This window comes from Pauljensenia sp. C0254C2 (genome assembly GCF_056583835.1).
Genome location: NZ_JBWPJO010000004.1, coordinates 116653 through 143647, shown reverse-complemented (window position 1 = coordinate 143647; position 26995 = coordinate 116653). Strand labels below are relative to the sequence as shown.

General features: G+C 55.7%; 19 protein-coding genes. 14 read left to right on the top strand and 5 right to left on the bottom strand.

The genetic code is table 11. From position 1 onward, the window contains the following. Positions 1-43: 43 nt before the first annotated feature. Positions 44-1516 carry a hypothetical protein gene (locus AC1DA5_RS04670; RefSeq protein WP_480289393.1) on the top strand — a complete coding sequence of 491 codons (1473 nt, stop codon included), beginning with the start codon at positions 44-46 and terminating at the stop codon, positions 1514-1516. A 161-nt stretch (positions 1517-1677) separates the two neighbouring features. After that, positions 1678-2895, top strand: a complete 1218-nt coding sequence (locus tag AC1DA5_RS04665; RefSeq protein ID WP_480289392.1) for a lipopolysaccharide biosynthesis protein — start codon at positions 1678-1680, stop codon at positions 2893-2895. 2 nt (positions 2896-2897) lie between these two features. On the opposite strand, the gene AC1DA5_RS04660 is transcribed toward AC1DA5_RS04665, so the two are convergent. After that, positions 2898-4031, bottom strand: coding sequence for a glycosyltransferase (locus tag AC1DA5_RS04660; protein WP_480289390.1), 1134 nt, complete (start codon positions 4029-4031; stop codon positions 2898-2900). 165 nt (positions 4032-4196) lie between these two features. Here AC1DA5_RS04660 and AC1DA5_RS04655 point away from each other — a divergent pair, with 165 nt between their 5' ends. Together AC1DA5_RS04655 and AC1DA5_RS04650 are read left to right on the top strand one after the other, a co-directional pair. Further along, a complete protein-coding gene (locus AC1DA5_RS04655; protein WP_480289389.1) occupies positions 4197-5291 on the top strand; it encodes a glycosyltransferase family protein in 1095 nt (364 codons plus the stop codon). Then, positions 5288-6547: a hypothetical protein gene (locus AC1DA5_RS04650; protein ID WP_480289387.1), complete on the top strand. Its 1260-nt coding sequence runs from the start codon at positions 5288-5290 to the stop codon at positions 6545-6547. The genes AC1DA5_RS04655 and AC1DA5_RS04650 overlap by 4 nt, the downstream gene beginning before the upstream one ends. A 25-nt stretch (positions 6548-6572) precedes the next feature. Here the strand turns inward: AC1DA5_RS04650 and AC1DA5_RS04645 are convergent, their stop codons facing one another. Genes AC1DA5_RS04645 through wecB form a run of 3 tightly spaced genes read right to left on the bottom strand, consistent with a single transcriptional unit; the run spans position 6573 to position 10027 of the window. Continuing rightward, complete coding sequence (locus AC1DA5_RS04645; protein ID WP_285015771.1) at positions 6573-7721, bottom strand: glycosyltransferase family protein; 1149 nt, start codon at positions 7719-7721, stop codon at positions 6573-6575. 57 nt (positions 7722-7778) lie between these two features. Then, positions 7779-8933: a glycosyltransferase family 4 protein gene (locus tag AC1DA5_RS04640; protein WP_285015769.1), complete on the bottom strand. Its 1155-nt coding sequence runs from the start codon at positions 8931-8933 to the stop codon at positions 7779-7781. Further along, the gene (gene wecB, locus AC1DA5_RS04635; protein WP_285015767.1) at positions 8930-10027 is read right to left on the bottom strand and encodes a non-hydrolyzing UDP-N-acetylglucosamine 2-epimerase; all 1098 of its coding nucleotides are present in this window, start codon (positions 10025-10027) and stop codon (positions 8930-8932) included. The genes AC1DA5_RS04640 and wecB overlap by 4 nt, the downstream gene beginning before the upstream one ends. Before the next feature lie 98 nt (positions 10028-10125). On the opposite strand from wecB, the gene AC1DA5_RS04630 reads away from it, so the two are divergent. The 7 genes from AC1DA5_RS04630 to AC1DA5_RS04600 all read left to right on the top strand — a co-directional run bounded on the left by AC1DA5_RS04630 (position 10126) and on the right by AC1DA5_RS04600 (position 20394). Next, positions 10126-11415: a nucleotide sugar dehydrogenase gene (locus AC1DA5_RS04630; protein WP_480289385.1), complete on the top strand. Its 1290-nt coding sequence runs from the start codon at positions 10126-10128 to the stop codon at positions 11413-11415. Positions 11416-11468: 53 nt separating this feature from the next. Next, complete coding sequence (locus AC1DA5_RS04625; protein ID WP_480289383.1) at positions 11469-13376, top strand: glycosyltransferase; 1908 nt, start codon at positions 11469-11471, stop codon at positions 13374-13376. Then, positions 13351-15411 (top strand): DUF6541 family protein, encoded by a 2061-nt coding sequence (locus AC1DA5_RS04620; protein WP_480289436.1) that lies wholly within the window; start codon positions 13351-13353, stop codon positions 15409-15411. Before AC1DA5_RS04625 ends, AC1DA5_RS04620 begins: the two co-directional genes overlap by 26 nt. Positions 15412-15508: 97 nt before the next feature. Further along, entirely contained in the window at positions 15509-16726 is a 1218-nt protein-coding gene (gene glf, locus AC1DA5_RS04615; RefSeq protein WP_480289381.1) for a UDP-galactopyranose mutase, read from the top strand. Beyond that, positions 16723-18726, top strand: coding sequence for a glycosyltransferase (locus AC1DA5_RS04610; protein ID WP_285015759.1), 2004 nt, complete (start codon positions 16723-16725; stop codon positions 18724-18726). Before glf ends, AC1DA5_RS04610 begins: the two co-directional genes overlap by 4 nt. A 21-nt stretch (positions 18727-18747) precedes the next feature. Continuing rightward, the gene (locus AC1DA5_RS04605) at positions 18748-19632 is read left to right on the top strand and encodes an ABC transporter permease (RefSeq protein WP_058237037.1); all 885 of its coding nucleotides are present in this window, start codon (positions 18748-18750) and stop codon (positions 19630-19632) included. Beyond that, positions 19633-20394, top strand: a complete 762-nt coding sequence (locus AC1DA5_RS04600; RefSeq protein WP_480289380.1) for an ABC transporter ATP-binding protein — start codon at positions 19633-19635, stop codon at positions 20392-20394. A gap of 62 nt (positions 20395-20456) precedes the next feature. On the opposite strand, the gene AC1DA5_RS04595 is transcribed toward AC1DA5_RS04600, so the two are convergent. Beyond that, positions 20457-21440, bottom strand: a complete 984-nt coding sequence (locus AC1DA5_RS04595; protein ID WP_480289378.1) for a hypothetical protein — start codon at positions 21438-21440, stop codon at positions 20457-20459. A 263-nt stretch (positions 21441-21703) separates the two neighbouring features. On the opposite strand from AC1DA5_RS04595, the gene AC1DA5_RS04590 reads away from it, so the two are divergent. From AC1DA5_RS04590 to AC1DA5_RS04580, 3 genes are read left to right on the top strand one after another with little or no spacing between them, the layout of a single operon-like run. Continuing rightward, positions 21704-21973: a WhiB family transcriptional regulator gene (locus AC1DA5_RS04590; RefSeq protein WP_371935782.1), complete on the top strand. Its 270-nt coding sequence runs from the start codon at positions 21704-21706 to the stop codon at positions 21971-21973. 4 nt (positions 21974-21977) lie between these two features. Continuing rightward, on the top strand, positions 21978-25511 hold the full coding sequence (locus AC1DA5_RS04585) for a glycosyltransferase (protein WP_480289377.1): 3534 nt from the start codon (positions 21978-21980) through the stop codon (positions 25509-25511). After that, positions 25508-26995 carry a DUF5719 family protein gene (locus AC1DA5_RS04580; RefSeq protein WP_480289375.1) on the top strand — a complete coding sequence of 496 codons (1488 nt, stop codon included), beginning with the start codon at positions 25508-25510 and terminating at the stop codon, positions 26993-26995. Before AC1DA5_RS04585 ends, AC1DA5_RS04580 begins: the two co-directional genes overlap by 4 nt.

Here is a 26995-nt window from a genome sequence, read left to right as displayed (position 1 = left end):
TAGACCTGCGGACTTGCCCGTGAGATATGCAGGAGGACAGTTCATGCTGGAGATACCAGGCGACGCAGTTTTTGCTTACTCAATTACCCAAGAGCCTGATGTAGCTTTTGCCCAGTCGGAAAAGCTTGCTGGTTCTCTATTTCTCAATACAACCGAGAAGACTGAGAGCAGAGAATTCACAAATGTCGATGGGTCCTCACAGGCTGTAGTTATTGGTTTTTGTGTTGATGCGCATGGTGAGCGATCCCGTGACGAGATACCGCAGATGCTTCTCGAAGCTGCACTTGATTCCGGGATTAAGTACGCATATGAGCTGTGTAACCGTCTCGCAGGAAAATACATCGTCTACTTAAGTGTTGATGGAGAAACTGTGGTCTGGGGGGATGCGACGTGCAGTATGTCCGTCTTCTATACTCACGAGGATCCTGTGGTGGCCTGTGGTGTGTCAGAGAATCTGGTAGGTGCTTATGTGAGCAACCGTTCGGATTCTCAGATGGTCAAGATTACAACGAATGCTCCTGATGGTCAGCCCCTTCCGAACAATGTGACCAGCTTTGACCATGTCAGAATTCTTCTCCCGAATCATATACTTTATGTTCGTCAACAATATGCCGAACGTGTGTGGAGGACCCCGGGTCTGGTCAGACGGACAGCTCTCGATGAGGTCGTAGTGAAAACGCTTCTTCTTATGAAGAATATATATCGAGAATATAATAAGTATTATGACTTGCTGTGTCCGTTAACTGCTGGATATGACAGTAGGATTAATTTTGCCTTTATGAAGGAACTGGGTGATAACCCGGCAACATTCACCTTCCGGCATCCTTCATTCACGGATGAAACGCCGGATTTGAAGATTTCTCATGTGATATCTGAATATTATGGCGTGCCGCACTCTATAGTTATGGACTCCCGTATGGAGGAATCTGAAAAGAGCCATTATAAAAGAATTGTCGGTAGAGATGCAACTGATTATTCGCTTAATCTAGCGCTTACCATTAGAAAAACATTCGGTAATAGAGCGATTCTCAACGGGAATATAATCGACCAAATAGGTAAAAGTGTTACGGGTAATAACGTTCCCGATAGACTCGCTTCGCCATCCTTTGTTCGTTCCCGTATTTACAATAGCGGCAAACCAGCCTTGCAGATACTCGGACTCTATCTTAGGGACGTGAGGCAAAATTGTGGAAATGATGTGTTTGATGTTTTAGCCTGGGAACAGGACTGCTGTAGATGGGCTACTCAAAGTGATATTACCTATGGCATGTGTGGTGTGAACATGCTTACACTGTCAAACTGTCGAGAACTTATCTTGGAATGGATCAAGGTCCCGCGAAAACAACGCGTCCGCAAGGAGCTCCATAAATCGCTCTTCCAGCAGCTAGACCCGAAGCTTCTTTCTTTCGGCTTCACACCCGAGTCTAATATCAAGAGAATAGTGAGGCTCAATTGGCCAATATTCTATCTCAGTTGTTATGGGTACGGTTGGTACGTTTCAAGACACTCACGTTAGAAGAACTTAGGACGGTGAAATGCTGGTGAAAACGAGAGAATCTTCTATCTGAGGAGGTGAAAGAATTGCGGGGGATCTGGCATCGACTACATGAAAAGCTGCTGCGCGAGAAGAATCGTAGTCCAGTGGTATCTGCGATCTTGACTCTGATGACGGGAACCATGATCTCCCAGATCGTCATTTTTATATTTCAAATTTTTATCAATCGAATTTATACTGACTACGAAAAAGGGCTTTTCGGAATATATGGAACCATTACCTCCTTCGTTATCGCCGTAGCAGCGTTGAGATTCGATGTTACCCAGATGTTGCCCAAATCAGATACTGTTGCTCGTGTTTTGAAAAAGATTGCAACTCGTTCGATAGTGGTCTCCTCTTTTTTGACTTCACTATTTTGTATTATATTTTCGAAGTTTCTTGAAGATAGGTATCATCAATCCCAGGAATTATCGAAATGGCTAATGATTTCCGGTTTGACAGTCTTCTTGGTGGCAGAGATAACGAATATTCAGTACTGGTTGACGCGAAAAGAGAGATTCGGAGCTCTTGCTTCCAACCAGGTTCTTCAGTCGACAAGTATTGTCTTCTTTCAACTTATAATGGGACTGTTGTGGAAGGGAGGTCTGGTCGGTCTTATAACGGGAACGATCATGGGTCAGTTGGTCGGGTTTGTCGCAATAAAGATCCGCACTCCAGAGCTCCGTGGACCCATACCGGATAATGCGCCTTCGATGCTTTCGCTAATGAGGCGCTATAGAAAGATGCCCTTGTTAAACGGTCCAAACGTACTTGTAGACTCGGTTCGCAATATGGGGATTAATTTGTTGATTGGTTCAGTGGCCGTCGCCGCTCTTGGCCAATTTCAACTAGCGTGGGCCATTATGCAAGTTCCCGTTGGACTTATCGCAGGCTCAGTTTCGCAGGTATTTCTCAAGAAGCTTGCAGTTGTTGAGCATGGGAAGATGTCAGGTCTTGTACGTTTTACTTTGATTCGAGCAGCGTTTGCTGCAATTGGGCCATTTGCTTTGCTATTCGTTCTGGCACCATGGCTATTTCCATTCGTTTTTGGCGCCCAGTGGGATCAGGCTGGCTATTTTGCTCAAGCACTTACACCATGGCTGTATATGACGGTCCTGACTTCTCCCATATCGAACATATTTGTCGTTACCGAAAATCAACGTCGAATGCTGATTTTTGCTGTTTTGTACTGTGTTGTTCCTTTATTGTGGTTGTGGTTCTCGCCGCTGACTTTGCTCCCGACCGTATTTGCTCTTGGCGGGCTTATGGCACTAATGCTGGGTGTGATGCTGTTGCTAGCGTGGAAATGCGCCGTGGATTTTGACAGGAAGCCGCCTGCTTCTGAATCTTCTATCTCGTAGGTCTAAGACATATGCCTGCGGAAGCAGTCGAGACTATCACGGTAGAATTTGCCTGATGAAGTGGCAAACGTCGTTTCGCTGAATCGCTCGCGTGCCCGTTTGCGGATTCGTTCTGGCTCAAAAATGCGTGGATTGCCGTAGAGGGCATCACAGGCGACAAACTGCATTGCTTGTGCAAGCTCGCTTTCATCGTCTATCGAAACGGTTACGCCTTCCGAAGGCCCTATCATGTATTGTCCTCCCCACGTTCGGGTTCCGATGCAGGGCAGGCCTACCATCTGCGCCTCTGCGAACACTGCGCCGGCTGATTCGACAGCGCTCGCAAGCACAAACGCATGTGTGTGTGACAGCAGATTGAAGATTTCATTTCTGGGCCGAGAGCCGAGGAAGTCAACCGCATCCGCGACGCCGAGATCTGTGCAATACGCTTTGAGGCGAGCTATTTCTCCTGATACTCCTCCTCCTATTACTACAAGCCGTGTATGCGGAATGGTGTTGCGTAGCCGGGCGAAAGCTCGGATAGTGAGTTTTGGACGTTTGTTGTCGCCAAGATGTGAGACATGGCTGAAAATAAAATCACTTCCGGAGACATAGGAAGGTATGGGAACGCTCTGGGCGTCATTAGGAACAGGCAAAGTGATGACTGTCCAAGGAGATGTGGAATAATACGATTCAAGCTTTTTTGCAAAGAGTGGAGACACGGTGGCGCGTCCCTGGGCTGCTCTGACAAGGCGCATAATTTCGCGGGTACGCGGTGAGTTATGTGCTCGTTTTATTGACGAAGGTCGGTGCTCGGTGAGGCAATAAGGAATACACCAACGTCTTGACGCAGCAGCAGCGAGATAAATTCCTGGGTAAACTGAATGGGCGTGCGCGATTGCTGGTCTACCGCAATGGGCCTCATACAGTTGAAAAGCCTTTTTCGCTTGAAGTGCAATCACGGAGAATTCACCGGGCAGCTTTTCTGAGGGGATATTTCTGACGGAACCGCGGACAACGCCAATCCCCTCCTCGATAGTGAAATTGAGTGGCTCGGCCGCTTTCCAGGGTTGCTGGGACGTGAGTGCGATGATACCAACTGTGAAGCCGGCTTTTTTCAGCATCTGGGCCTGTTCGCGGAAGAAAGTTCCATTCAAAGGAGAACTGGCACTCGGATACCACGATGGGAGAAGGAGCACATGAGGTGAAAACGATAACGAGCTGACTGAGGACCCTGTCATCTTTTGAGCATAGAGGATTTCGAGCTATCCTGGCGCCCTGTAGGATAGTGTCATCCAATTCCTGATGATGCGAGGCTCAAAGTGCATTCCACACCGACGATGATTTTTCATGCGCCCTATCCGATGGAGCAAAATCCTACTGCAGCCTCTCGTTTGCGTCCACTGCGGATGCGGCGCGCTTTCGCAGAAATCGGTTACCACGTGATTGATATGTCAGGGACGACGCCTGAAAGGCGCAGGAAGCTGGCTGCGTTAAGACGGGAGCTTCAGCAGGGGATGAAGCCGGAGTTTTTCTACAGCGAAAACTCCACGCAACCCAATGTATTCGCTACGAGCGTGAAGTCAGGATTTGCGCCGATGCTTGATAATGCGATCTTGAGTCATGTGCGCAGGCACGGCATCCCATCGGGTGTTTTCTACCGGGATATCTACTGGAAATTTGCACATGCCCCAGCAAAAACTGTCATTGGCAAGCTGTCGCCTTTTTTTCACCGACTCGATATGCGTGGATACCTCCGCAATAATGTGCATTTTTTCCTGCCCTCTGAAGGCATGGCAACCTATCTCAACCTGCCGAACGACGCAACGTTTTCTGCTCTTCCACCCGCAGGGGATAGTGGACGCACAATGCCGCTTCCAACAGGTCCGCTGAGATTGTTTTATGTCGGTGGGCTCGGCGGGCATTATCGTCTTGATGCGCTCTTCGCAGCCCTTAAACAAGAACCAAGTATTGAACTGGAGCTAGTGACGAGGCCTGAACAATGGAAGGCAGCCCTTGCTCAGGACTCTTCATTGGGCAGCGACCAGATTCATGTGCATCACTTGAATTCAAGTGAACTTGATCCGCTGTATGCGGATACTCACATCGGCATTCTTGCTGTTGAGCCGAGTGACTACCGGAAGTTTGCTGCGCCGGCGAAACTGTTCGAGTATATTTCGCGAGGGCGACCAGTTCTCGTGACAGCTGGAACCGAGGCCGCACGGATCGTCAACAAACTGGATGCAGGCTGGCAGGTCAATTACGGAATTGCTGATATTGCCCAGATCTTGACTTTCTTGAAAGCTCACCCTGAGGACGTTAAGCAGAAAGCGAGGAATGCTCGCATAGCGGCTCAGACTAATACGTGGAGAGACCGTGCTCGCTCTGTTGCCGAAGTCTTGACAGAAAGCAAGTGACAAAGATGAATCAATCATTTCGTGCCCGCCTGCTTGATTTTCTCCACGACGCCGCATTTTCCCTACCTGCGCCTGTGGCTGACACTGTCATGAAGCTTGCAGGGCCGGGTAGCCCCCTATATCCGGTAATTCGCAGAGCTCAAGGATACAAGCCCTACCCGCTTCCATCCCCGCTTGCGATTCCCGACGCGCCTATTCGAGTACTGATTGCGCCCGTAAACTTTGCGGAACAGGCGTGGCAGTGGGCACATGCTCTAGAACGTTCTTATCCGAACATAAATGCACAAAATGTGATGGTCGACTTTCCTGGAGCGTTACCATTCCGATCCGATCGAGTTATTCCCTACGGCGTTTTCACGCTCTCAAAGGATTGGGCACGCAAGTATTTCGAACAGGTCTCACAGTTTACGCATGTGCTGGTCGAGGCGGAGGAGCCTCTTTTCGGGCCACTATTTAACTTCAGCGTTGAAAAAGAAGTGCGAGCTTTACAGTCGCGGGGACTTTCTGTCGCCGTGTTGTCCCATGGTTCTGATACGCGAAATCCTCGCGCGCATGCGCGGCGAATCCACTCTTCTCCTTTCGATGAAAACGACCCTAAGACGCAACTACTCCAACGACGTTCAGATCGTAACCGGCAGCTGATCGAGCGTTTAGGAGTACCAGTTTTCGTTTCGACGCCAGATCTGCTTGACGATGTTCCGCAGGCTCATTGGTGCCCACTCGCGATTAACCCTGACGAGTGGGGATCAAAGAGTAGCGGAATGGGAGACAAAACGTCGAGCGAAAGACGAAGCCTCCTGCAGGTAGCACATATTCCAAGTCGCTCTTGGTTGAAGGGCTCTGAACAAATAGTTCCCGTGCTCGAGCGCCTTGATGCGAAAGGAATCGTGGAGAGTAGATTTCTCGAATCAGTGCCTCGGAATGAGATGCCCGTAGCCTTGGGAAGTGCAGATCTTCTGGTTGAACAAATCACGATGGGTATTTATGGAACAACGTCGCTCGAAGCGATCGGAGCGGGATGCATTCCGATAGCGCATATTGATACCCGCTTTCGCACATATATCGAGAAAACTACCGGAATCAAATGCCCCATTGTCGAGGCGCAAGCGGACACGTTGGAAGAAACCATTGCAACTCTTGCTCGCGATAAGCACAGGCGTGAATCAATCCTCGAAGAAAATAAGCGCTATCTTGCGCTTGTCCACGATGGTGAACTGAGCGCGCGTGCGCTATATGAAAATTGGATATCCGCCTAAAGCTTTTCCTTCGGGACTCCGATAGCTAGGAGCCCAATAGTTCTTCCATAATAGTCCGAGCAACCGCAGCTTCATTCTCAAAGCTCAAGGCATGTGAAGCTTTGTGGCTAGCCTGTTTGAATGCTTGTATCTGCTGTGAATTAAGTGAATGCAAAGACTCTACGATTTGCGGAATATCGAAGCCGCCAGATAACACTCCTAAACCGTATTTATTGACTACGTCCGTCATTTCTACAGAAGGGCCGACGGCCAAGGCAAGCCGCGCCTGAATGAAGTCGAAGAATTTGTTTGGCAAAGCTAGGCGGGCATTCGTTGTAATCGGTTTGATCCAGTAGACACCAACATCGAACTGGTTCAAGACAAAAGGCAAATCAGAAGGGGAAACAGGGTCATGAAAGGTAATTCGATCGCATCCACTGGCTTTGGCTTGTAGTTCCCGTAAATACTTACCTTTATCATTCGCCGGCACCAAATACAGGTCAAGCGTGAAATTATCACCGGCTTCAATCACGGCGTCAATTGCAGTGTCCAGCGCGCGGCCTGCAACTGCGCCGCCTGAATGAACCAGTCTGATAGGACCGGAGTCGTTAACCGGGCTAGGGGAAAGATCGACCCATGGCGCCGCATTCCTCATAAGACGAGGCCGGATACCATAGTGCTGCTCGTACAACGAGGCAATTCTCCCCCCGACAGTTGTCGCTGCGCTCACCTGTGGAAGCCATGTGCGGCAGATGTGATCAATCCAGGGAGCAACGAGCAGGCGCCACGAGAGAATCTGAGTGCGTTCCTCCGGTGCCCATTCATGCAAGTCTGCCCACACCGGCGCGCCGTGAGCCGCTGTCAGCGCGGCAGGCAGTGCCCGTGCATCGTTGGCCACGACAACATCAAATGAATGTCCTTCCAGAAGACGCAACGCGTCCTTCGTGGCCGGAGCATCCAGGTCGACCGAAGAGTGACGGTGAAGCGCAAGCTTGGCGACACCGGATGGTGTCTGAGGCAAAGAGGCAGCAGATTGAGGAACCTCAAGGTGCTCGGTTGAATACGGGGTTGTCGGCCCGTATCCAACGGTTGTGACGTCGCCGAATTCCTGAAGTACGCTCAGCTGGCGAAGTACGCGTGCGTCGCGTGCAAGAGGAGAAAACGAAAGACACAAAATACGTGGCTTCTGACTCATGTGCTCGCTTCTTTCTGCCTTTGACAAGGCATGGTGCTCTGTCTAAATACCGTGAACCTAAAAGGCTTGCGCAACGACCTGTGCCGCGCGCCTGGATGTCGCTGGCAGCGAACGATGCGAGATGACCCACTGGCGCAGCCTCTCGCGCTCGCCTGCCTCGCGGTGCATTGCCATATTTCCTGCCTGAATCATCGCGTCAGCTACTTCGTCCGGGCTGAAGCCTGAGGTACGCCCCAAATTGGATTTGCGAATATCGTTGGCAGGAGGTCCCTGCCCGATATAGACAACGGGTGTTCCCTGAGCAAGGGAGACAAGGATCTTGGTGGGATACGCGTAGTCGTAACCGCCGGGGCGAATCGATGCGAGTGAAACATCGGCGCTGGCGTACCAGCGCTGAGCCTGATCAGGAGGAACAGGCTCATGGAAAACAATGTCCGTGGATGCTGCTCGACCCAGTTCAACCAGGTCATCCCATGCGTTTCCCTGTCCAAGAAAGACCAAAACAGCCTTCGGAAACACGGTTTTGACGCGCGGAAACGCCCTGATAAAGACGTCAGGAGACTGCAGTGATGAGGCGGTACCTGCGTAAAGGTAAACCGGGCCGCCAGCATGAGGAAAACCGTCGGGCAGGGGAGTGCGGTCAAGCAACTCCTGTGTTTGAACGCCGTTGGGCACCACGCTCACATTGGCTGCCCCCAGCTCCTGAGCGCGCTGAGCAACCCCCTCAGACACAGCAATGACACGTTCTGCACCTGTGAGAGCAAAACGCTCAATACTGCGCAGGACCCTGACAACCAGAGGCTTCATATGTTCGGCTTCGGCAGCGTCAGACAAAATGTCGCACGCGTAATAAACGTAGGGAATTCTCCGGAGACTGCATGCGATACGCGCAACGGACCCGGTCGTAGGAGGAGGCTCAACCACAACAGCATCGGGTCTGCGGCATGTCAGAAGACGGAAGAACAGGGGAATGTCAAAGGACATGTACTGCGCATAGCCACGCACGGCGCCAGCAGAATCCCGCAGAACAGGGAAGCGTTTGATCAGGACGCCTTCGTCAGTTACCGAACCGCGAAGGGAACCAAAACGCGAGGTCAAGACGGTGACGTCGTGCCCATCCATCGCGAGCGCATGCGCAAGCCCGCGCAGACGAAGGGCGGCCGCCGCAGGCTCGGGGGCGAAGACCCGGGTGGCAAGAACGACGCGACTCACCTGACGCGCCCTGCCCAGTTCGACAGTACTTCTGCCACGCGCTCGGCAGCGTGGCCATCACCATATGGATGGGCATCAGCTTCAGCAGGTTCGGCCGGATAAGAACGGGAGGCAGCCGCCGCCAGATCCGAACCAGGCTCCACCAACTTGTTCCATCCAAGATGTACGGTTTCCACCCACTCGGTCTGGGGACGCACAGTCGTGCAGGGAACGCGCAGCAGGAACGCTTCCTTTTGCAGTCCACCCGAATCAGTGATCACACCACGTGCATGAAGCGCTGAGGCAATGAGGTCTGGATATGCCAGCGGGGGATGAACGAGTAGGTTCCCGCGCCGATGATCATTCGACAACTCGATGCCATGCTCCTTGCACTTGGCAACAAGGCGAGGATGGGCAAGCAGCACAACGGGATGATCAACGTCTCCTAGGGAATCGAGCACTGACAGCAGACGGTCGCGATCATTGGTGTTTTCTGCCCGGTGGATAGTGGCCAGCGAGTATGCTCTTTCAGCCAGCCCCAGCTCGTCCATGACAGGGGAGGGCAGATCTTTCACCTGGTCGCGGATCTGGAGCAGGACATCAGTCATCACGTCTCCGACAATGACGGTGCGCTCTTTCAAACCTTCATCGGCAAGGTGGCGGGCACCTTCATCAGTGGGCGTCAGCAACAGATCTGCGGCATGATCGGTCATGACGCGGTTAATTTCTTCGGGCATCGCGCGGTTGAAAGAGCGGAGCCCCGCCTCCAGATGCGCGACTGGAATATGGAGCTTCACTGCGCTCAAAGCCCCGGCTAACGTGGAATTTGTGTCTCCATACACAAGAACCCAGTCAGGATCCTGGCCGGTAAAGACATCATCGAGGGCGGCCAGCATCTTCCCTGTCTGCACGCCTTGAGAAGCTGATCCCACGCCCAGGTGAACGTCAGGCGCGGGAATACCGAGGTCCTCGAAAAAGACATCTGAAAGCATAGGGTCATAGTGCTGCCCCGTGTGGACGATCACGTGATCGATCCCAGCGCTGGCAAAGGCATGAGCAATCGGTGCCAACTTGACGAACTGGGGTCGCGCACCTACAACCGAGACAACTCGCATATCGGCACTTTATCAGGGGTGATAAGAAGATGGAGAGACTATTGCAATCAAACAGCTAGAATGTGTGCGTTATCGCTGACAGATGGAAAGAAGTTTTCATGCGTATTGCAGTTGTGGCTATGGGAAAGATCGGGCTGCCGCTCGCCGTCCAGTTTGCAAGTAAAGGACATGACGTCATCGGTGTTGATGTCAACGAAAAGACGGTCGCAACCGTCAATGAGGGACGCGAACCATTCCCGGGTGAGGCTCACCTGGCTGAAAAACTCGCCGAACTTGTGCCGGCTGGAAAACTTCGCGCCACCACCGACTACGGTGAAGCAATTCCCGATGCTGAAGCGATTGTCCTAGTAGTGCCACTCTTTGTCAACGACGAAACCTGGGCTCCTGACTTCGGATGGATGGATCAGGCTACACGCTCACTGGCGGAGCATCTGACCAAAGACACACTGATCTCATACGAAACGACTTTGCCGGTGGGCACGACCCGCGGACGCTGGAAGCCGATGATCGAGGAGATCTCCGGCCTGAAAGAAGGAGAAGATTTCCACCTGGTGTTCTCGCCTGAACGCGTGCTGACTGGCCGCGTGTTCTCCGACCTGCGACGCTACCCGAAGCTGGTGGGCGGTCTGAGCCAGGAAGGCACTGACAAGGGCATGGAGTTCTACCGCAGCGTCCTTGACTTTGACGAGCGTGACGACCTGCCTCGCCCCAACGGCGTGTGGGACATGGGCAGCGCCGAAGCCGCCGAAATGGCGAAGCTCGCGGAGACTACATACCGCGATGTCAACATCGGGCTTGCAAACCAGTTCGCTGTGTATGCCGACAAAGTCAATATCGACGTCAAGCGTGTCATCGACGCATGCAACTCTCAGCCCTACAGCCACATCCACCAGCCCGGCATCGCCGTGGGCGGTCACTGCATTCCCGTCTACCCGCGCCTGTACCTGTCCACTGACCCCGACGCGTCAGTGGTGCGCACAGCTCGCCAATTCAACGCCGGAATGCCGGAATACGTCGTCTCACGTGTCGAGGGCGTCCTCGGGGATCTCAAAGGACTGAACGTTGTGGTCCTTGGCGCGTCTTACCGTGGAAAAGTCAAGGAAACCGCGTTCTCCGGAGTGTTCGCAACAGTAGACGCGCTGCGCAAGCGTGGCGCCACAGTGACGGTGCACGACCCGATGTTTACCGATGAAGAACTCGCACACTTCGGATGGGACGCCTACCACCTAGGTGAGCCGGTCGACGCTGCGATTATCCAGGCGGACCATCCTGAGTACAAGGACATGACTGCTCAGGACTTGCCCGGCATTCGCCTCCTGTTCGACGGCCGCCGAGTGACCGAGCCTGCCACATGGGCGGGAACACCACGCATGGTGATTGGTGAGTGATGTTCAAGGCGAGGCGTCCGAAGAATCTGTGTACCTCGCCTAGGATGAGCGCTATGACTGCCCCACGAATTGCTGCCGTCGTTGTCGCGTGGAACAGAGCTGAGCTTCTTCGCGAAACTATTGGAGCATTAGCCCGCCAATCCAGACCGCTTGACGACATTATCGTGGTGGACAACGCTTCTACGGATTCTACGCCGCAGGTCATTCGCGGCAGCAATGCCGTCACGGATACCGTCACGCTTCCATCGAACCTTGGGGGAGCTGGAGGATTTGCTGCCGGCATAGCCCGAGCAGTATCCCGAGGCGCCGACTTCGTGTGGATTATGGATGACGACACGGTGCCGCACTTGGACGCCCTCGAGCGACTTTTGGAAGCGCGGGCAGAATATCCAGGCGAGCCTGCAGTTATGGCGTGTCGGGCGGACTGGTTTGACGGGCGGGAGCATCCAATGAACAAGCCGCGACGTCGAGCATTCCTTCAACCTGGACTGCATGAACATGCCGAAAAGGCAGGGGCTTACCAGATACGAACGGCATCGTTCGTGGCTATCCTGCTCGACGCTCGTGCGATCCGCGAGGATGGACTCCCTGAAGCGGCGTACTTTCTGTGGAACGACGATTTTGAATACACAGCGCGTCTTCTTCGACGCCGAGTGGGCTTGTATGTTGATGCCGCGCGCGTCGAACATCGTACGAAAACTTTTGGAAATTCAACCGCAAGCCCTGGTGCACGCTTTACCAATGAGGTCCGAAACAAGATATGGGCATTCGGATGCTCACGTGGTTTCGGGCCGATTGAGCGGTGTGCATTCATGGCGATGACGACGATTCGTTGGGCGCGTCTACTGGCAGTCTCTCCTGAACGAGACGAGCTGTGGGATTACATGAAGGAGGGGATGAGGCAGGCGGGTGAAATGCCGCCCATGACTGCCGAAGTCCTTTCAGATACGGCAGTGGCGTGTGAAGCAGCGCAGCTAGATCGACGGGCACAAAGACAGGGACAGAGCGCGGCAAACAACCTATGTAAGGGCGTGCATCAGGAACAGGCAGGAACATCTCTGGGCGAAGAGCTCTGCTCAGATGAGACGCAGCCCTTTTCTGTTCTCCTGCCTGTATACATCAAGGACGATCCAGCACATTTCCAGAGGGCTCTCCAGTCTGTAGGTGCAGACCAGAGTCTTGCTGCTAACGAGATCGTCATTGTGTGCGACGGTCCCGTGAGCCCGAAAATAGATGAGATCCTGGATTCTACGCGTCATGGCAGATCGCCACACCTCGTCGCTGATATACCGGTCAAAGTCATCAGACTGGAGCGTAACAGAGGCCTTTCAGCAGCCTTGAACGCGGGTTTGCAGCACTGTTCATACGACATTGTCGCCCGAGCTGATGCCGACGATATCTCTGTGCCTGAACGATTTGCGCGCCAGCTCCCAGTCATGGAGCAGGGATTTGACATTGTGGGTGCGGCGATCGTTGAGTTTTCAGAAGACGAAAACGACACTGGCCTGATCAGGAAGCAGCCAGCTCGCCAGCGTGACATTGTGAACGCCTATACCTTCCATGATCCGTTCAACCATCCCTCGGTCGTCTATCGTGCCAGCGCAGTGAGGGATGCCGGTGGCTACCAGCATCTGGACCTGATGGAGGATTACTGGCTTTTCGCGCGAATGGTTGCTGACGGTGCGCGAGTTACCAATCTTCCCGATGTCCTCGTGAAATATCGTGTGGGATCGGGAGCTTATCAGCGTCGAGGAGGGCTACGTTTACTGAAGAGTGAAATCGAACTCCAACGACGTTTTCGAAAATCAGAAATCACGACGCTCCACGAATATATGCGCAATCTACTTGTCAGAGGCACTTATCGCCTGATTCCGACCACAACACGTCGAGCGATGTACCGGCTGTGGCGCAGAGTGATGCTTTCTCGTGATCAAAATGGTGGTGCGCAATCGCATGGCTAATTTGTTCTTGTGGGCTGAAACGTTGCCGGCGTTTTGCCTGGCAGTTATTGCGCTTTTCGTGCCGGGGTTTCTCCTATCGAGAATCATGGGATACCGACGCGTAATCCTGCTGGCTACATCACCCCTCTTGTCAGTGTTCCTCATGGGAACAGGTGCTATAGCTGCGCAGAGAGTAGGAATCCTGTGGGGGTGGGGCGCATATCTGCTTTGGACCCTCCTGTGGATACTGATCATGCTGCCAGTCCTGATTGTGAAATTGCGTCAACAGCACGTTGAGCGATCTGCACGAAATGGAAGTACTGCGTCGTATCGGACTGCAATCACGAGATCGAAATTGCTTTTCAGCTTTTTTGGTTTTGCGCTTGCTGCCTTGGTCAGTGCATACGGAGTAATCGCCCCAATAGGTAAGCCTATGCGTCCGCCCCAGACATGGGACGGGATCTTCCACCTCAATGCAATCAGATGGATTCTCAATACCGGGAACGGGTCGACTCTGGATCTGGGAGCAGTCTCGACAACTGGCAACATCCCCCGGTTCTATCCCGCCGGTTGGCATGATTGGACAGTTCTCGCATGCAGTGGAGTGTCCAATGACGTTGTCGCGTCGGCGAACGTGACGTCGATTGTGATCAGTGCGATTCTTTGGCCGATCGGTGCGGCACTTGTCGGATGGCTGATATCGAACAGGAATATGTGGGCTTTTGTCATTGGACCTCTGATCGCCACCTGTTTCACGGCTTTCCCTGAGAGGCCTCTTTCATTCGGCACTTTGTGGCCAACGGGTTTTTCGTATTCCCTGGTACCGTTCGTTCTTAGTCTGTTTATCGTCATGCTTGAAGACGGAGCAAGGAAGCGCGCGAGAATACTGCCAGCTGTGATCTTGGGAATTATCGGAATGACGATTGTTCATCCCACTGGGGTGTTGGTGGTATGTGTATTTGTGCTCTGGAGGTTCCTTGGGCATCTTTTCTCGATCATTCGAGGCCGTTCTTTCGCTACTCGGCAATGGAAAGTTTTTGTTTTCAGCATCCCGATAGTCGTAGGTGTTGGGTTTTTTTTCCTGTCCCATACGTCAGTGTGGAGGATAGCAACGTCTTTCCAGAGGATGGGATCGGGTGGAAGCTTCTCGACAGCAATAAAGCAGGCTATTTTCGACGCCCAGATTCCATTTCAATGGAATGGGTACATCAGTCAGAAGCCATTCATCGCAGTGGCGACAATTTTCGGGCTAATTGTTTGCCTGGTGTGCAGGAAGTACTGGCTAACCATTGCATACTGTTCAATGGTGTTGTTGTACGCGATCTGCTACTCACTGTGGGAGCCAGGACTTTTCCTGGTCGCGCCATGGTACACGGATGCGATCCGTGTTGGAGCCGCTGTGCCACTTATCGCAGCGCCAATAAGCATCCTGGGACTTATCACATTGGTATCCCAGGTTCAGCACGTAATAGGGTCCGCGCTACCGTCAAAACTGGGGCCGTCGGCACGCACGGCGCTCGCCATGACCCTCTCAGCAGCTTGCGCACTTTCGGGCGTCTATCTGACCTCGGGAAAGTTCGGACGCACTGCTGGTGCCCACCAAGTCTACGTGAGCTACATGCAGCAAATCCGGCGAGGGTACAGTTCATTGATCACAGATGATGAAATCACCTTCATGAAACGCTTGAAGGATGAGTTGCCCCCGGATGCACGAGTACTGGGGGATCCAATGAATGGCTCCGCACTGCTGTACGCGATCGCGAACATCGATGTGGTGTTTCGACATATCACAGGATCATTCGACCCGGACCTTGTCGATGCCGCCGTGAATTTCGAAAAGATCGACGAAGACCCAAAGATTTGTCAAACTCTCAATGAAAACAACATACGGTACCTTTACACAGACTTGCTGACCTATTGGCCTGAACATGCACGATCACGGCCAATCTCAGTGGGATTGCGCAATGGAGCAAATCTGACGAAGGACATGCGACTGGTTGATTCAGGCCGGACAGCATCATTGTGGGAGATAACTCAATGTGATAAACCGTCATGACACCTTTAGCCGGAAGAGCCCCGGCCTGCCGCATTTTGGAACGAGAAGGCGCTAGCATTTAAAGCTAAGTGCATGATGGCGTGGGGAGCCACGACAAATGACGAATAAGGAGAATGCAGTGGAGAAGGATCAGCCGGACCTCGTAGTGGTCGGTGCAGGCCTATTTGGACTGACGATCGCGCAGAGAGCTGCAGAAGAGCTTGGACTCAAAGTAGCCATCATTGAAAAGCGTTCGCACATCGGTGGAAACGCCTGGTCGGAAGAAGAACCAACCACTGGCATCGAAGTTCACCGCTATGGCGCACACCTGTTCCACACATCCAATGAGCGCGTGTGGAAATACGTCAACCGCTTCACCTCCTTCACTGAATACCGTCATCATGTTTACACGACGCACAAGGGCGAAGTGTTCCCAATGCCGGTCAATCTCGGCACCATTAACCAGTTCTTCCATGCTGCTTACACGCCTGATCAGGCGCGCGCACTGGTCAAGGAACAGTCGGCCGAGCTGGGTGACAAAAAGCCGGAAAACTTCGTGGAGAAAGGAATCTCCCTTGTCGGGCGTCCGCTCTATGAAGCATTCTTCATGAACTACACAGCCAAGCAGTGGCAAACTGAACCGGAAAATCTTCCCGCTTCAATCGTCTCGCGCCTGCCTGTCCGCTACACCTATAACAATCGGTACTTCAACGACACCTATGAAGGGTTGCCAACCGACGGTTATGGCGCGTGGATGGAAAAAATGGTGGACGACCCGAATATCACGGTGTACACCGATACCGATTTTTTCGACGATTCACACGAACTCAGCCGATCCCATGTTGTCGGCAAGATTCCAGTTGTGTACACCGGCCCGATCGACCGTTACTTTGACTACGACGAGGGTGACCTTGGATGGCGCACCATCGACTTGGAAGAGGAAATCCTCGACACCGGAGATTTCCAGGGAACATCAGTGATGAATTATGCAGACCTGGATGTTCCGTACACCAGAATTCATGAGTTCCGCCATTTCCACCCCGAACGCGACTACCCGACTGACAAGACGGTAATCCATCGCGAATACTCCCGTTTTGCTGAACGAGGCGACGAACCTTACTATCCCATTAACACCAGCGATGATCGCGAGCGTTTGGAAAAGTACCGCGCCAAAGCTGACAAAGAGCCCAATGTGTTGTTCGGCGGCAGGCTTGGAACATATAAGTACCTCGACATGCATATGGCGATCGCTTCTGCGCTGACCATGTTCGACAATGTTCTTAAGCCCCACTTTGTCGACGGTACGTCGCTACAGTCTGGAGAAGAAAACCAATGAGCACCAAGACACACGATGATTACACGCAGGTCGCGCGAATAGTCTTTCCCGCACAGGGGGAAGAGGATCTGCTGCCCCTGTATGTAGATTTCGGCCGGGCACACAATTCGACAGAACCCATTGATGCCGGCAGCAAGAAGGCGCGCAATGCCACACTGCGTAGTCTTGCCATGCAACGCCATGGGGGCGAAGACCATAGTGCATTGATCAACGGGGACTCGACAATGAGGCTGCCTGGAGGTCTTCGAGTCTCATTCGCGTCAGTCTTTAACGCGTTTCCCGCGAGCTACTGGCGCCAGTGGACCCGTGCGACAGCAGCACGTCTCGAAATAACGATCAAAGGACGTGCATCGGTCCTGGTCTACAAGTCCAATGCTCAGGGACGCTTCATCCGTATCGACTCCGCAGCCGTTGATTCGGAAACCGTCGAATTCGACGTTCCACTCAAGACGTTTGCTGACGGCGGCTGGATTTGGTTCGACGTCATTGCATCAGATGAAGACGCGCAGTTCCTCTCCGGGTGCTGGAAGGTGAACGCGCAACCCGAATGGGATGTCTCCCTGTCAATAGGTATCACCACTTTTAATCGCCCTGATTACTGCGCAAAGACAATCCTCGCCCTTGGTGAAGCCGAAAACCTGAAGGACATTCTCAAGCGGGTCTACGTTGTTGACCAAGGTAATCAATTTGTCAGCGACGACGAGCTGTACCCTCAAGCAGTGGAGGCACTGGGCGATCGCCTTGTCATGATCCACCAGGGAAATATGGGCGGCTCCGGTGGATTCTCGCGCGGCATGTACGAATCGGTACAAGCTGACGAGACAGAATTCCACATGCTGCTTGATGACGATGTCATCGTGAACCCCGAATCAGTCGAACGTTTGGTTCGCTTCGCATCACTGTGCCGTAACCGCACGATCGTCGGTGGGCAGATGTTCGATCTTAACGACCGTGCAGTTGCTCACTCCTTTGGCGAGGGAATCAATACGTGGCGCTGGCTGTGGGGACCTGTTCCGGGAACTGAGAATCGCATTGATCTTGCACTGGCTAATCTCCGTCAGCGTCGTGAACTGCACCGCAGACTCGACGTCGACTACAACGGCTGGTGGATGACGCTCATTCCTGTCTCAGTGATCAAAGAAATTGGCTTGTCCTTGCCGATCTTTATCAAGTGGGACGATCTTGAATACTCGCTGCGCGCCTCCGAGCATGGCGTGAGCACAGTGACCCTCCCAGGGGCAGGTCTGTGGCACGTAGCGTGGGGTGACAAAGACGACGCACGCGACTGGCAGGCCTACTACCACGAGCACAACAGGATCCTGACGGCTCTTCTGCATTCGCCATATGACCACGGTGGCCGCCTGCCGTACGAGCTCACGACACTTGACGTGAAGCACTCTGTATCTGCTGAATACTACGCCCAGTCAGCGCGACTGATGGCAGTGCGCGATATCTTGTCTGGCCCTGAGCATCTCCACCGCACCCTCAAGACGCGCATGCAACAGCTTCGTGAAATGACGAAGAACTTTACTGACGCGCAGTACAAGTCAGAGCCGGACGCCTTCCCGCCGATTAATCGTCTGAGCCGTTCGCGTTTCAAGAAAGGGCTACCCAAGGGGCCAAATATGCTGACCTTGGCGCCTTGGACACTGAAAACACTGATCCGGTTGATGACGCCTCCGAAAGAAAGCGCAAAACAGCATCCGGAAGGATTTGTTGCACACGCTGACTCGAAGTACTTTATTTTGAGCCAGTTTGACTCTGTCCTCGTCACGAAAGCGGACGGCTCTGGCACAGCATGGTACAAACGAGATCCACGGAAACTGCGTAAGCTCCTGAGTCAGTCAATTTCGGCCAGAAGCCAACTGATCAGCCGCTGGGATGAACTTTCAGCGCAATATCGACAGGCTCTTGCGCATATCGTCTCGCTCGACGAGTGGGCGAAGACTTTTGGTATCACGTCCAATGAATCAAGTGAAACTGCCGCCGCGGAGTACTGATCGAACAGAATTCTTCCATTGATGACTAAAGAACTGAGCGAATACCCACTTCGAGCGCCCGGCCATTCGGCCGGTTTGCTCGACTTGGGACGATGGAGTTTCCTCCTGCGCCTGTTGGTGAAGAAAGAACTGCGGGTACGCTACAGAGGGTCCGCGCTGGGCATGGTGTGGAGCTATGTAAAACCAGCGGTCCAACTGGTCGTTTACTACATCGCAATGGGTAAATTCATGGGCCTGGGTCGTTCCATTCCCAGCTACGTGGTCTACCTGTTCGCCGGCATGGTGATGATCAACTTCTTCAACGAGATCCTGTCCAACACCACGCGATCGATTATCTGGAACGCTCCGCTGGTGGGCAAGATCTATCTACCACGCGAGCTATTCCCGGTCTCAAGCTTGTGGGTCGCCTTCGTCCATGTTGTTCCGCAGATCGTTGTGCTGATAGTCGGAGCACTCCTCTTCGGATGGAGACCAACCCCAGTGCACATTCTGGTCGGTGTACTTTCAGTGCTGACGATCGGCATGTTCTCCCTCGGTTTAGGTCTGCTCTTCGCGGCTTTCAACGTCTTTTTCCGTGACGCTGAAAACTTCGTTGACTTGCTGTCGATGGTTGCTATCTGGGTCTCGCCTGTGTTCTACCAATGGCATATGGTGGCGGATGTCTTCCCTCGGTGGCTTGTCAACCTCTACATGCTGAACCCTCTTGCGATGGGCGTCGAACTGTCTCACTTCTGCTTCTGGGCACCGACGCAAGGCGTTGTCGAAGCCGGCCATACGAGCTGGGACCTCATGGCCCCAAACATGCCCGCACTGATGATGGGATCCTTCGTCATTGCGTTTGGTGTGCTGCTCATCGGCCAACTGGTCTTCCACCGTCTTGAAGGTAAGTTCGCACAGGAGTTGTAAATGAACGATCCTCACAATTCTGGGTCCGAAGCCCTCGAGATGGTCCGGCTTGAACACCTCGATAAGGAATTTCGGCTGCGCCACACCCGTTCCATCAAGGAATACATGGTGTGGACCCTGAAGGGGCGCAAAGATGAACTGGACGATTCCTTCAAAGCGCTCGACGACCTGTCATTGTCGATCCACCAGGGTGAGTCCGTGGCGCTCCTTGGCTTCAATGGCTCAGGAAAATCCACCACGCTCAAACTGATCAGTGGCGTGATGCGCCCCGATCAGGGCACTGTTCTGGCTCGCGGCAGAATCGCCGGTTTGATTGAAGTTGGCGCGGGAATGCACCCGGATCTGACCGGGCGCGAAAACATTTACCTGAATGCGGCGATTTTGGGCATGAAAGAAAAGGAGATCGACGAAAAGTTCGATCAGATCGTGGCGTTTAGCGAGATCGAGAAATTCATCGATACTGAGGTGAAATTCTACTCCTCAGGTATGTACATGCGGCTTGCTTTTTCCGTTGCCGTCCATTGCGAGCCTGACGTCTTCCTGGTCGATGAGATTCTCGCCGTGGGAGATGAGCCTTTCCAACGCAAGTGTATTTCGAAGATGGAAGAGCTTCGGGGTACCGGCCAGACGCTTGTTGTTGTCAGCCATGACCTCGAAATGATTAAGAACATTTGTGAGCGCGGCATCGTGCTGGATCATGGAGTCAAGAAGTTCGATGGGTCAATCGTTGAGGCCGTCGACTTCCTCCGCGCCTCTCGATAAGGACCAAGGTGCCGCCGGACTTTTGTGAGGACACGCCCGCGCCGCGCGAAGCCGCCAGAAGGCTAAGGGCGCAGCTGCGCGCGTTCCTGGGTGGCGATGCGGGTGATCTGGTCGGCAACGGCTGGATCGTCTCGGTCAAGCCCGCCGCAGGCGATGATGACCAGAGGGCAGCTGCGGCTCAGCGCCCAGAGCAGCAGGCTCGTATCTGCAACCAGGCCCCGGCTCATCACAGCGATACGAGGCGGCAGGTCGATGCTGCCGCGCAGGGATGCCGGCGCAGCGCTGTCAGCGCGTGGAGATCCGGGCACAGCACTGTCACCGCGTGGGGACTCCGTCACACCGCCGTCCGTATTCACAGACTCCGACGCAGCGCCCTCATCGTGCGCAGCGCCAGGCGCGCCGCCGTCAGTCTCCCACAACTGCCCCCACGCTAGATTCGAGGGCTCATCGACCCGCCAGCCGGCAGAAAAAGTAGGCAACTCATCAACACCGAAGTCCGGCACATCGTTGTACCCCGACACCTCAGCGATCGCATCCATCATCGCGCCGGGCAGGTCCCCGTCCCATTGCAACGCCAGCGCAGACAAGTTATGCGCATACACACTCACACCGGCCTCATCAGCGGCGCACGCCCGCTCAGACACCTCGCCCGTGATCAAAATGTCGGCGTCCCCCTCGTCCATGAGGGCCGCGTCAACGGTGCGCCACCCGCACAGCCACGAGACACCCGCCCACAGACACCCTTGCCACGAAGACGGCATGTCCACGCAGATCCGTCCGCGCGGCTGACAGTCCTGATCGTCGAGGGCGACCTGCCCGCTCGGCGCGTTGATGCTGCGACTGTCACCGCTGCCGACGCCGGCAAGGTCACCCCACTGGTTCATCGCGGAATACTCCATCAAAAGGTTCGCGATCTTGGAGAACCAGCGGGCCAGAACAGGGCCGGAGAGCTCGGTGCGCTCAATGGGGGAGGCTGCAAGGTCGTACCACGTCAGTAGTGGCAGCGGCTGTCTTTGAAGCAGGCTGACCAGCTGATGAAGAGTCATACTCGGTACGTTAGCGAAAAAGGCGGGGGAACGGGGGGTGTGCCCGCGCAAACCCGTGACATTGCAGGCTGAATAACGGTTAGGTCACCGTGAGTGGCCACGCTAACCCGCGATGCGACACAGCGACAACTCGACACGCCGAGTGGCGGAGAAAAAATCGCAAGCGAACTTGACACCGGCGGATAACAACGGTGTAATTCAGGTACGAACTGTTTACGGCGAGGGGACGATAAATCGTGTGGAACATCCTGGGTGACGGACCTCTGACATGGTCCGAGGCTGCGGATGTCGAGGCATTTGCCCGTGCTGATGGCCCGCTGGCGTGGCAGCAGCATGCGCTGTGCGCACAGACAGATCCAGAAGCCTTCTTCCCGGAAAAGGGAGGATCGACGCGCGAAGCGAAAGCTGTGTGCCAATCATGCTCAGTGCGCGAAGAGTGCCTGGAATACGCATTAGCTCATGATGAGCGATTCGGAATCTGGGGCGGATTGTCCGAACGGGAGCGTCGCCGCTTGCGCCGTGCCGCTGGCTGATGACATGACCTCCAGCGCTTCGCACCGCTCGGCGCACACTACGCCACCCTCGTCCAATCCTGAACAATCAGACGCTGACGTCTCACCTCATGGCGATGAGCCAGGTTCACGCCGCGCGCGCGGCCACACTGCTCACGGCGTTGTCGCCGTGCTGGTCACCCGTTCGACGAATGACAACCGTTGCCGCGCAGCCGCGGTCAGTATCGATTCCCAGGCCGAACAGCCCGAACACCTCGTCATCATCGATGCGGAAGCTGGGGATTCCCGGCCACCTCACACTGCCGCCCAGGCTGACGAACACGCCACGCTCGACAATGCCATTCGTGACTTCACGGTTCCGACCACCTTCGTCTCAACACCAGGTGCGCGCAACCTCTCTGACGCCATCCACCGTGCATATGCCGACAACGATCGCGTGGCTGAACTGATCGATAATTCCACGTGGCTGTGGATCATTCACGATGACTGTGTGGCGCACCCACAGTGTCTGTCTCGTCAGTGGAATACCGCCCAGAGCGGACGCACAATCGGCGTGGTCGGTGCCAAACAGGTCGCAATGGACGGCTTACGCCTCCTTGAGTTGGGTATTCGCGCCACCCGTTCAGCACGGCGAGTCGACACAGTAATGCCCGATGAGATCGATCAAGGTCAATACGATGACACGTCCGATGTCCTCGCGGTCGGCACCGCCGGCATGCTGGTGAGCAGGCAGGCATGGACGAAACTGGGCGGCTTGAGCCCCTACCTCGGACCTTTCGGTGACGGACTGGAGTTCGGCCGCAGGGCGCGGCGCGCCGGGTACCGCGTCGTCGTCGCTCCGAAGGCACGAGTGCGACATGAACAGGCCAGCCTGCGTGACCAAGGCACTGGCCATCCCGATGACGCGTCTTTCCATGTACGCCGCTATGCCCAGTTGTTCAACTGGATGGCGGCTGTGCCGTGGTGGCAACTGCCGCTGCTCATGGTGGCTCTTACCGTGTGGACACCGCTACGCGCCATCGGCAGGATCATGACCAGTGCCGCCCACCTGGCGATACCTGAGCTGAGCGCCTGGCTCAAGCTGGTCGCGCACACGCCCGACCTGATTCGCGCTCGACACCTTGCCGCCCGCACCGCCACACTGCCTCGACGAGTACTCGCATCAGTGGAAGCCAGTCCGCGCGAGGTGTGGCGCGCCCGTAAACTTCGAGCCCGCACCATTCGCGCACGCAACGACATGGACGAGGGCGACCCCATCCAGCATGCCTCACTGCGCAGCTACCGCATGACCAGTGCTGTGACGTTCACCGTGATGACCGTGATCACTGTCGCACTCAGTATCGTCCTCTGGCACTCGCATCTGTCCACCCTGCGCGGAGGTGCCTGGCTTGCATTGCCATCGACATGGAAACAGACGGCGCAAGCCGCGCTGACATGGTGGTTGCCGTCAGGCAGTGGAATTGCTGCTGTTCCTGACCCGTTCCTCGTTCTTCTCACGGTGCTCATTGCGCCGTTGTGCGCTGTGGGAGTATCCCCAACGTATGCGACTGCTCTTTTGCTGGCCGCAGCCATACCGGCATCGTGCCTGACAATGTGGGCCCTTTCGTGCGCTGTGACGACCTCAGTGCGCCTTCGAGTCGTCATGTGTATGGTGTGGGCCTGCCCCCCGACATTGCTGCTGGCATTACTCCAGGGACGTCTCAGCGCCGCCCTCGTCCACGTCTTTCTTCCCCTGGCAGCGTGGGGCTGGATCCGACTGATCAGCCGCGCAAAGCCAACACTGGTCGTCCCGAGCGCGGATGGTGTGGCCACTGTTGACCGCCATGTCCGTGCCGGCGGAGCGTGGGGGATTGCGGCAATCAGCCTGGCCGTCATCGTGAGCGCGGTGCCTGCACTGATGGGTGCGGCTGTGCTGATCGCCGCCGTTGCACTGATGCGGTGGAGGAGGCGTGCCGCCGCCCTCGCGTGGTCCCTCGTGCCTGCTGGAGTTGTGATCACCCCATTGGTCAGCGCGGCGATCCGCACTGGCGGTACAAGCTGGCACGCGCTCATCACGCCTGGCGGTGGAACACTTGCAGTTCCTCCTGCGCAGGCCTGGCAGATTGCACTGGGTCTGCCCTTTGACATTCGTGCCCCCTACGGAGAACTCGGCAGACACAACCCGTCGGTGTGGACGTGGCTGAATATTCACGGTTTGACCACAGCGCTCATCTGCGGGGCAGTCGTTATTGTCATGCTGGCGGTGTGCGCCCTGTTGAGCATCCTCCCTGTGCGTGTCCATGAGCCCTTCACCCGCATGTGGGGAATGGCCGTGGCAGCGCTGAGCCTGTTCGCAGCCTACGGTGTGAGCACAGTGCCAGTGGCACTGGGGGCCGATGCTCATGCCCCTGCCGGATGGCTCGCCGCAGACACGGTAGCCTATGCGTGGCCCGGCCCCTTTATTTCACTGGGACTGTTGGGCATGACCCTCGCGTTGTCAACGTGCGACAGTCCGCACTACACGGCCAAGGCTGAAGACGGTGAGCTGACTGTGCGCATGCGCGCATGGTCGCAGCGCCCGCCTCTCATCCGTAGCGCAGCCACCGCACTGGTTGCCTGCACCGCGCTGGTCCCCATGATCGTGTGGGTCACGATGATGATGGCACCCGCAACGGCGAGCAAAGTCACCGCCACATCGCGCCCGGCCCTGCCAGCTGTGTCCACTCACGCACAGGAATCACCGCGAGGCGGACGCACCCTCGTGATCGCCCCACTCGAACCGTCCGCCGAAACGTCTGGCCCGGCCGAGGGGACAGGTGCGGCCAGTCCGCATGATCATCAGGAAGACGAGGACGCGACGCGCGCTCAAGGCGCACTGGCCGCGTGGATCCTGCGCGCCCAGGACGTGTCATGGACCGATGATTCAGCGCTGACACGATGGGCCCGTCTGATCGCAGTCAGTCCGAGCGAGGCGGATGGCGATGCAGCCCTCCCAGACCCCGCATCCGCGCAGCTTCTCAGCGCACTCGCCACGCTGGTTGCGACCCCTGACGAGCAGGCTGCGCGCATCCTGTACCAGCACAACATCGACACAGTGGTGTGCACCGGATCGAAAGGTTCCCACGCGGCTGCTTCTCACTGCCAGGCCAACGTCGAAGAATCACTCGACAAAGTGGCGGCACTGGAAAAAGTAGGTGACACGGATGCGGGTGCCCTGTGGAGAGTCCGACCAGATTCAGCCCAGCCCGCACACTTACGGATCGGCACGACGCCGATTGACTCCACTCAACTCGGCACGTCAGTCACCCTTGATACTGGAGCAGGGGTGGACGAGGGAGCCCCTGCCACCCTGGTGTGGGCGGAGCGTTCAGATGCGCGCTGGCATGCCACTGTGGACGGGCGCGCACTTGAATACGTGACACCCTCGGAAGCCACCTGGGCTCAAGGCTTTGCACTGCCAGAATCGGGGCAGCTTGTCATCACCTGGTCGTGGTGGCCGCAGACCCTGTGGCGCGTTGTGCTGGCTGTGGCCGGAGCCGCCTGCATTATGGGCCTCGTGCCACTCAGGAGGCGCACATGAGTACCGCGCACACACCCACAGCCGTGCCCGGCACGAAGCTGGCGCGCTCACGGCGACCGATGGTCGCCGCACTGATCACGATTATGGCTATCGCGTCAATCTGCTACCTGGCCCCACGCTCCGCCACAACGCAGCCCAGTGCCATCGGCCCGGCCCGTATTGAAGCTCCGGTTGTGACGGCGTCCCCCTCGTCAGTGACACTGGGCTGCCCGGGAGGCCTGGACGACCCGCAAGCCGTCGGCAATACGCGGATGCCGGCGCAATGGTGGGTGTCACCTGCCGGATCCTCTGGTGTCAACGCTGGCGGGAACGATGCTGCAAAGAACGAACCACACGTGGCACTCACCGTGACAGGAGAGCGCGTGCAACGTGCCACCGCGCTGGTGCTGTCAGGAAACGGCGGAGGAGAACTGCGCTCCTTGGCGCTCGACACATGCCGACCAGCTCTGCAGGACCAGTGGGTTGCGCTCGGAAGTACTCTCGTGGGTGAGGACGTGGTGCTCCAACTGGTCAACCCATCCGACAAGTCGACACAGGTTTCCATCGATGCAATCAGCGAATCTGGCCCGACCACCACGCCAGGACCTGCCGTCGTTGTCCCGCCCCAATCACGCATGTCGCTGCTGGCAGCCTCCTGGTTCCCAGGATATGAGCGCCTTGCACTGCACGTTCGAGCCGACGGTCCCGGCGTCATCGCCTGGGCACAGTCATCCGGCATGAACGGTGAGACACCGTTGGGACTGACGCGAATTGCAGGGCAGCCAGCATCGCTGGACTCCGTCATAGCGTTGCCGGATCGCACCGCACTCGAATCAGCAGCCATCCGTATCGCCGTACCCAGCGGAGAGAACGCGCAGGTCACGTTGAGCGTGCTGAACCCCGTGAGAACAACGCCGTTGGCCGGCACCGACCAGCTCACCGTGGACAACGGGACAGTTCTGGATGTGGATATTTCCACGCTGGATGACCAGGCTCGTGCAATTCGCGTCCAATCAGATGTGCCCATCGCGACAACCGTGATGGTGAAGACGGTTGGGAGCCAATGGAACGGGTCGCAGACGCACTGGGAAGACAGAGATGCATCCGTCGGGGTCGCTCCCATCACGACGCTCACCATCCCGGCTCGCCAGGACCTCGGGGCACTCCTGAGTGACATTCTGGCTGAGGAGCAGGTGGCGCGTCCAACAGCCCTCGAAACTGCCAGCGGTGCAGAACTGAGCACCATGTCCGTGCATGTCACCACCGGCGCGAACGCCACACAGGTGAGCATCGGGGATCTCACATACGACCTGCCGGCCGGGACGAGCACGCAGATCGATCTGGACGAAGCAGCTGAGCAGACATTCGAAGCCAGCCAGCCGGTCCACGTCAGCCTCGCACTGAGTGTGAAGACACCGACAGGTATGCTTCACGCGGTGACAGGGCTGGATCACGCCGGATTAGGACAAGGCCAGGAAACGATCCTCATGACGCCCAGCCGATAA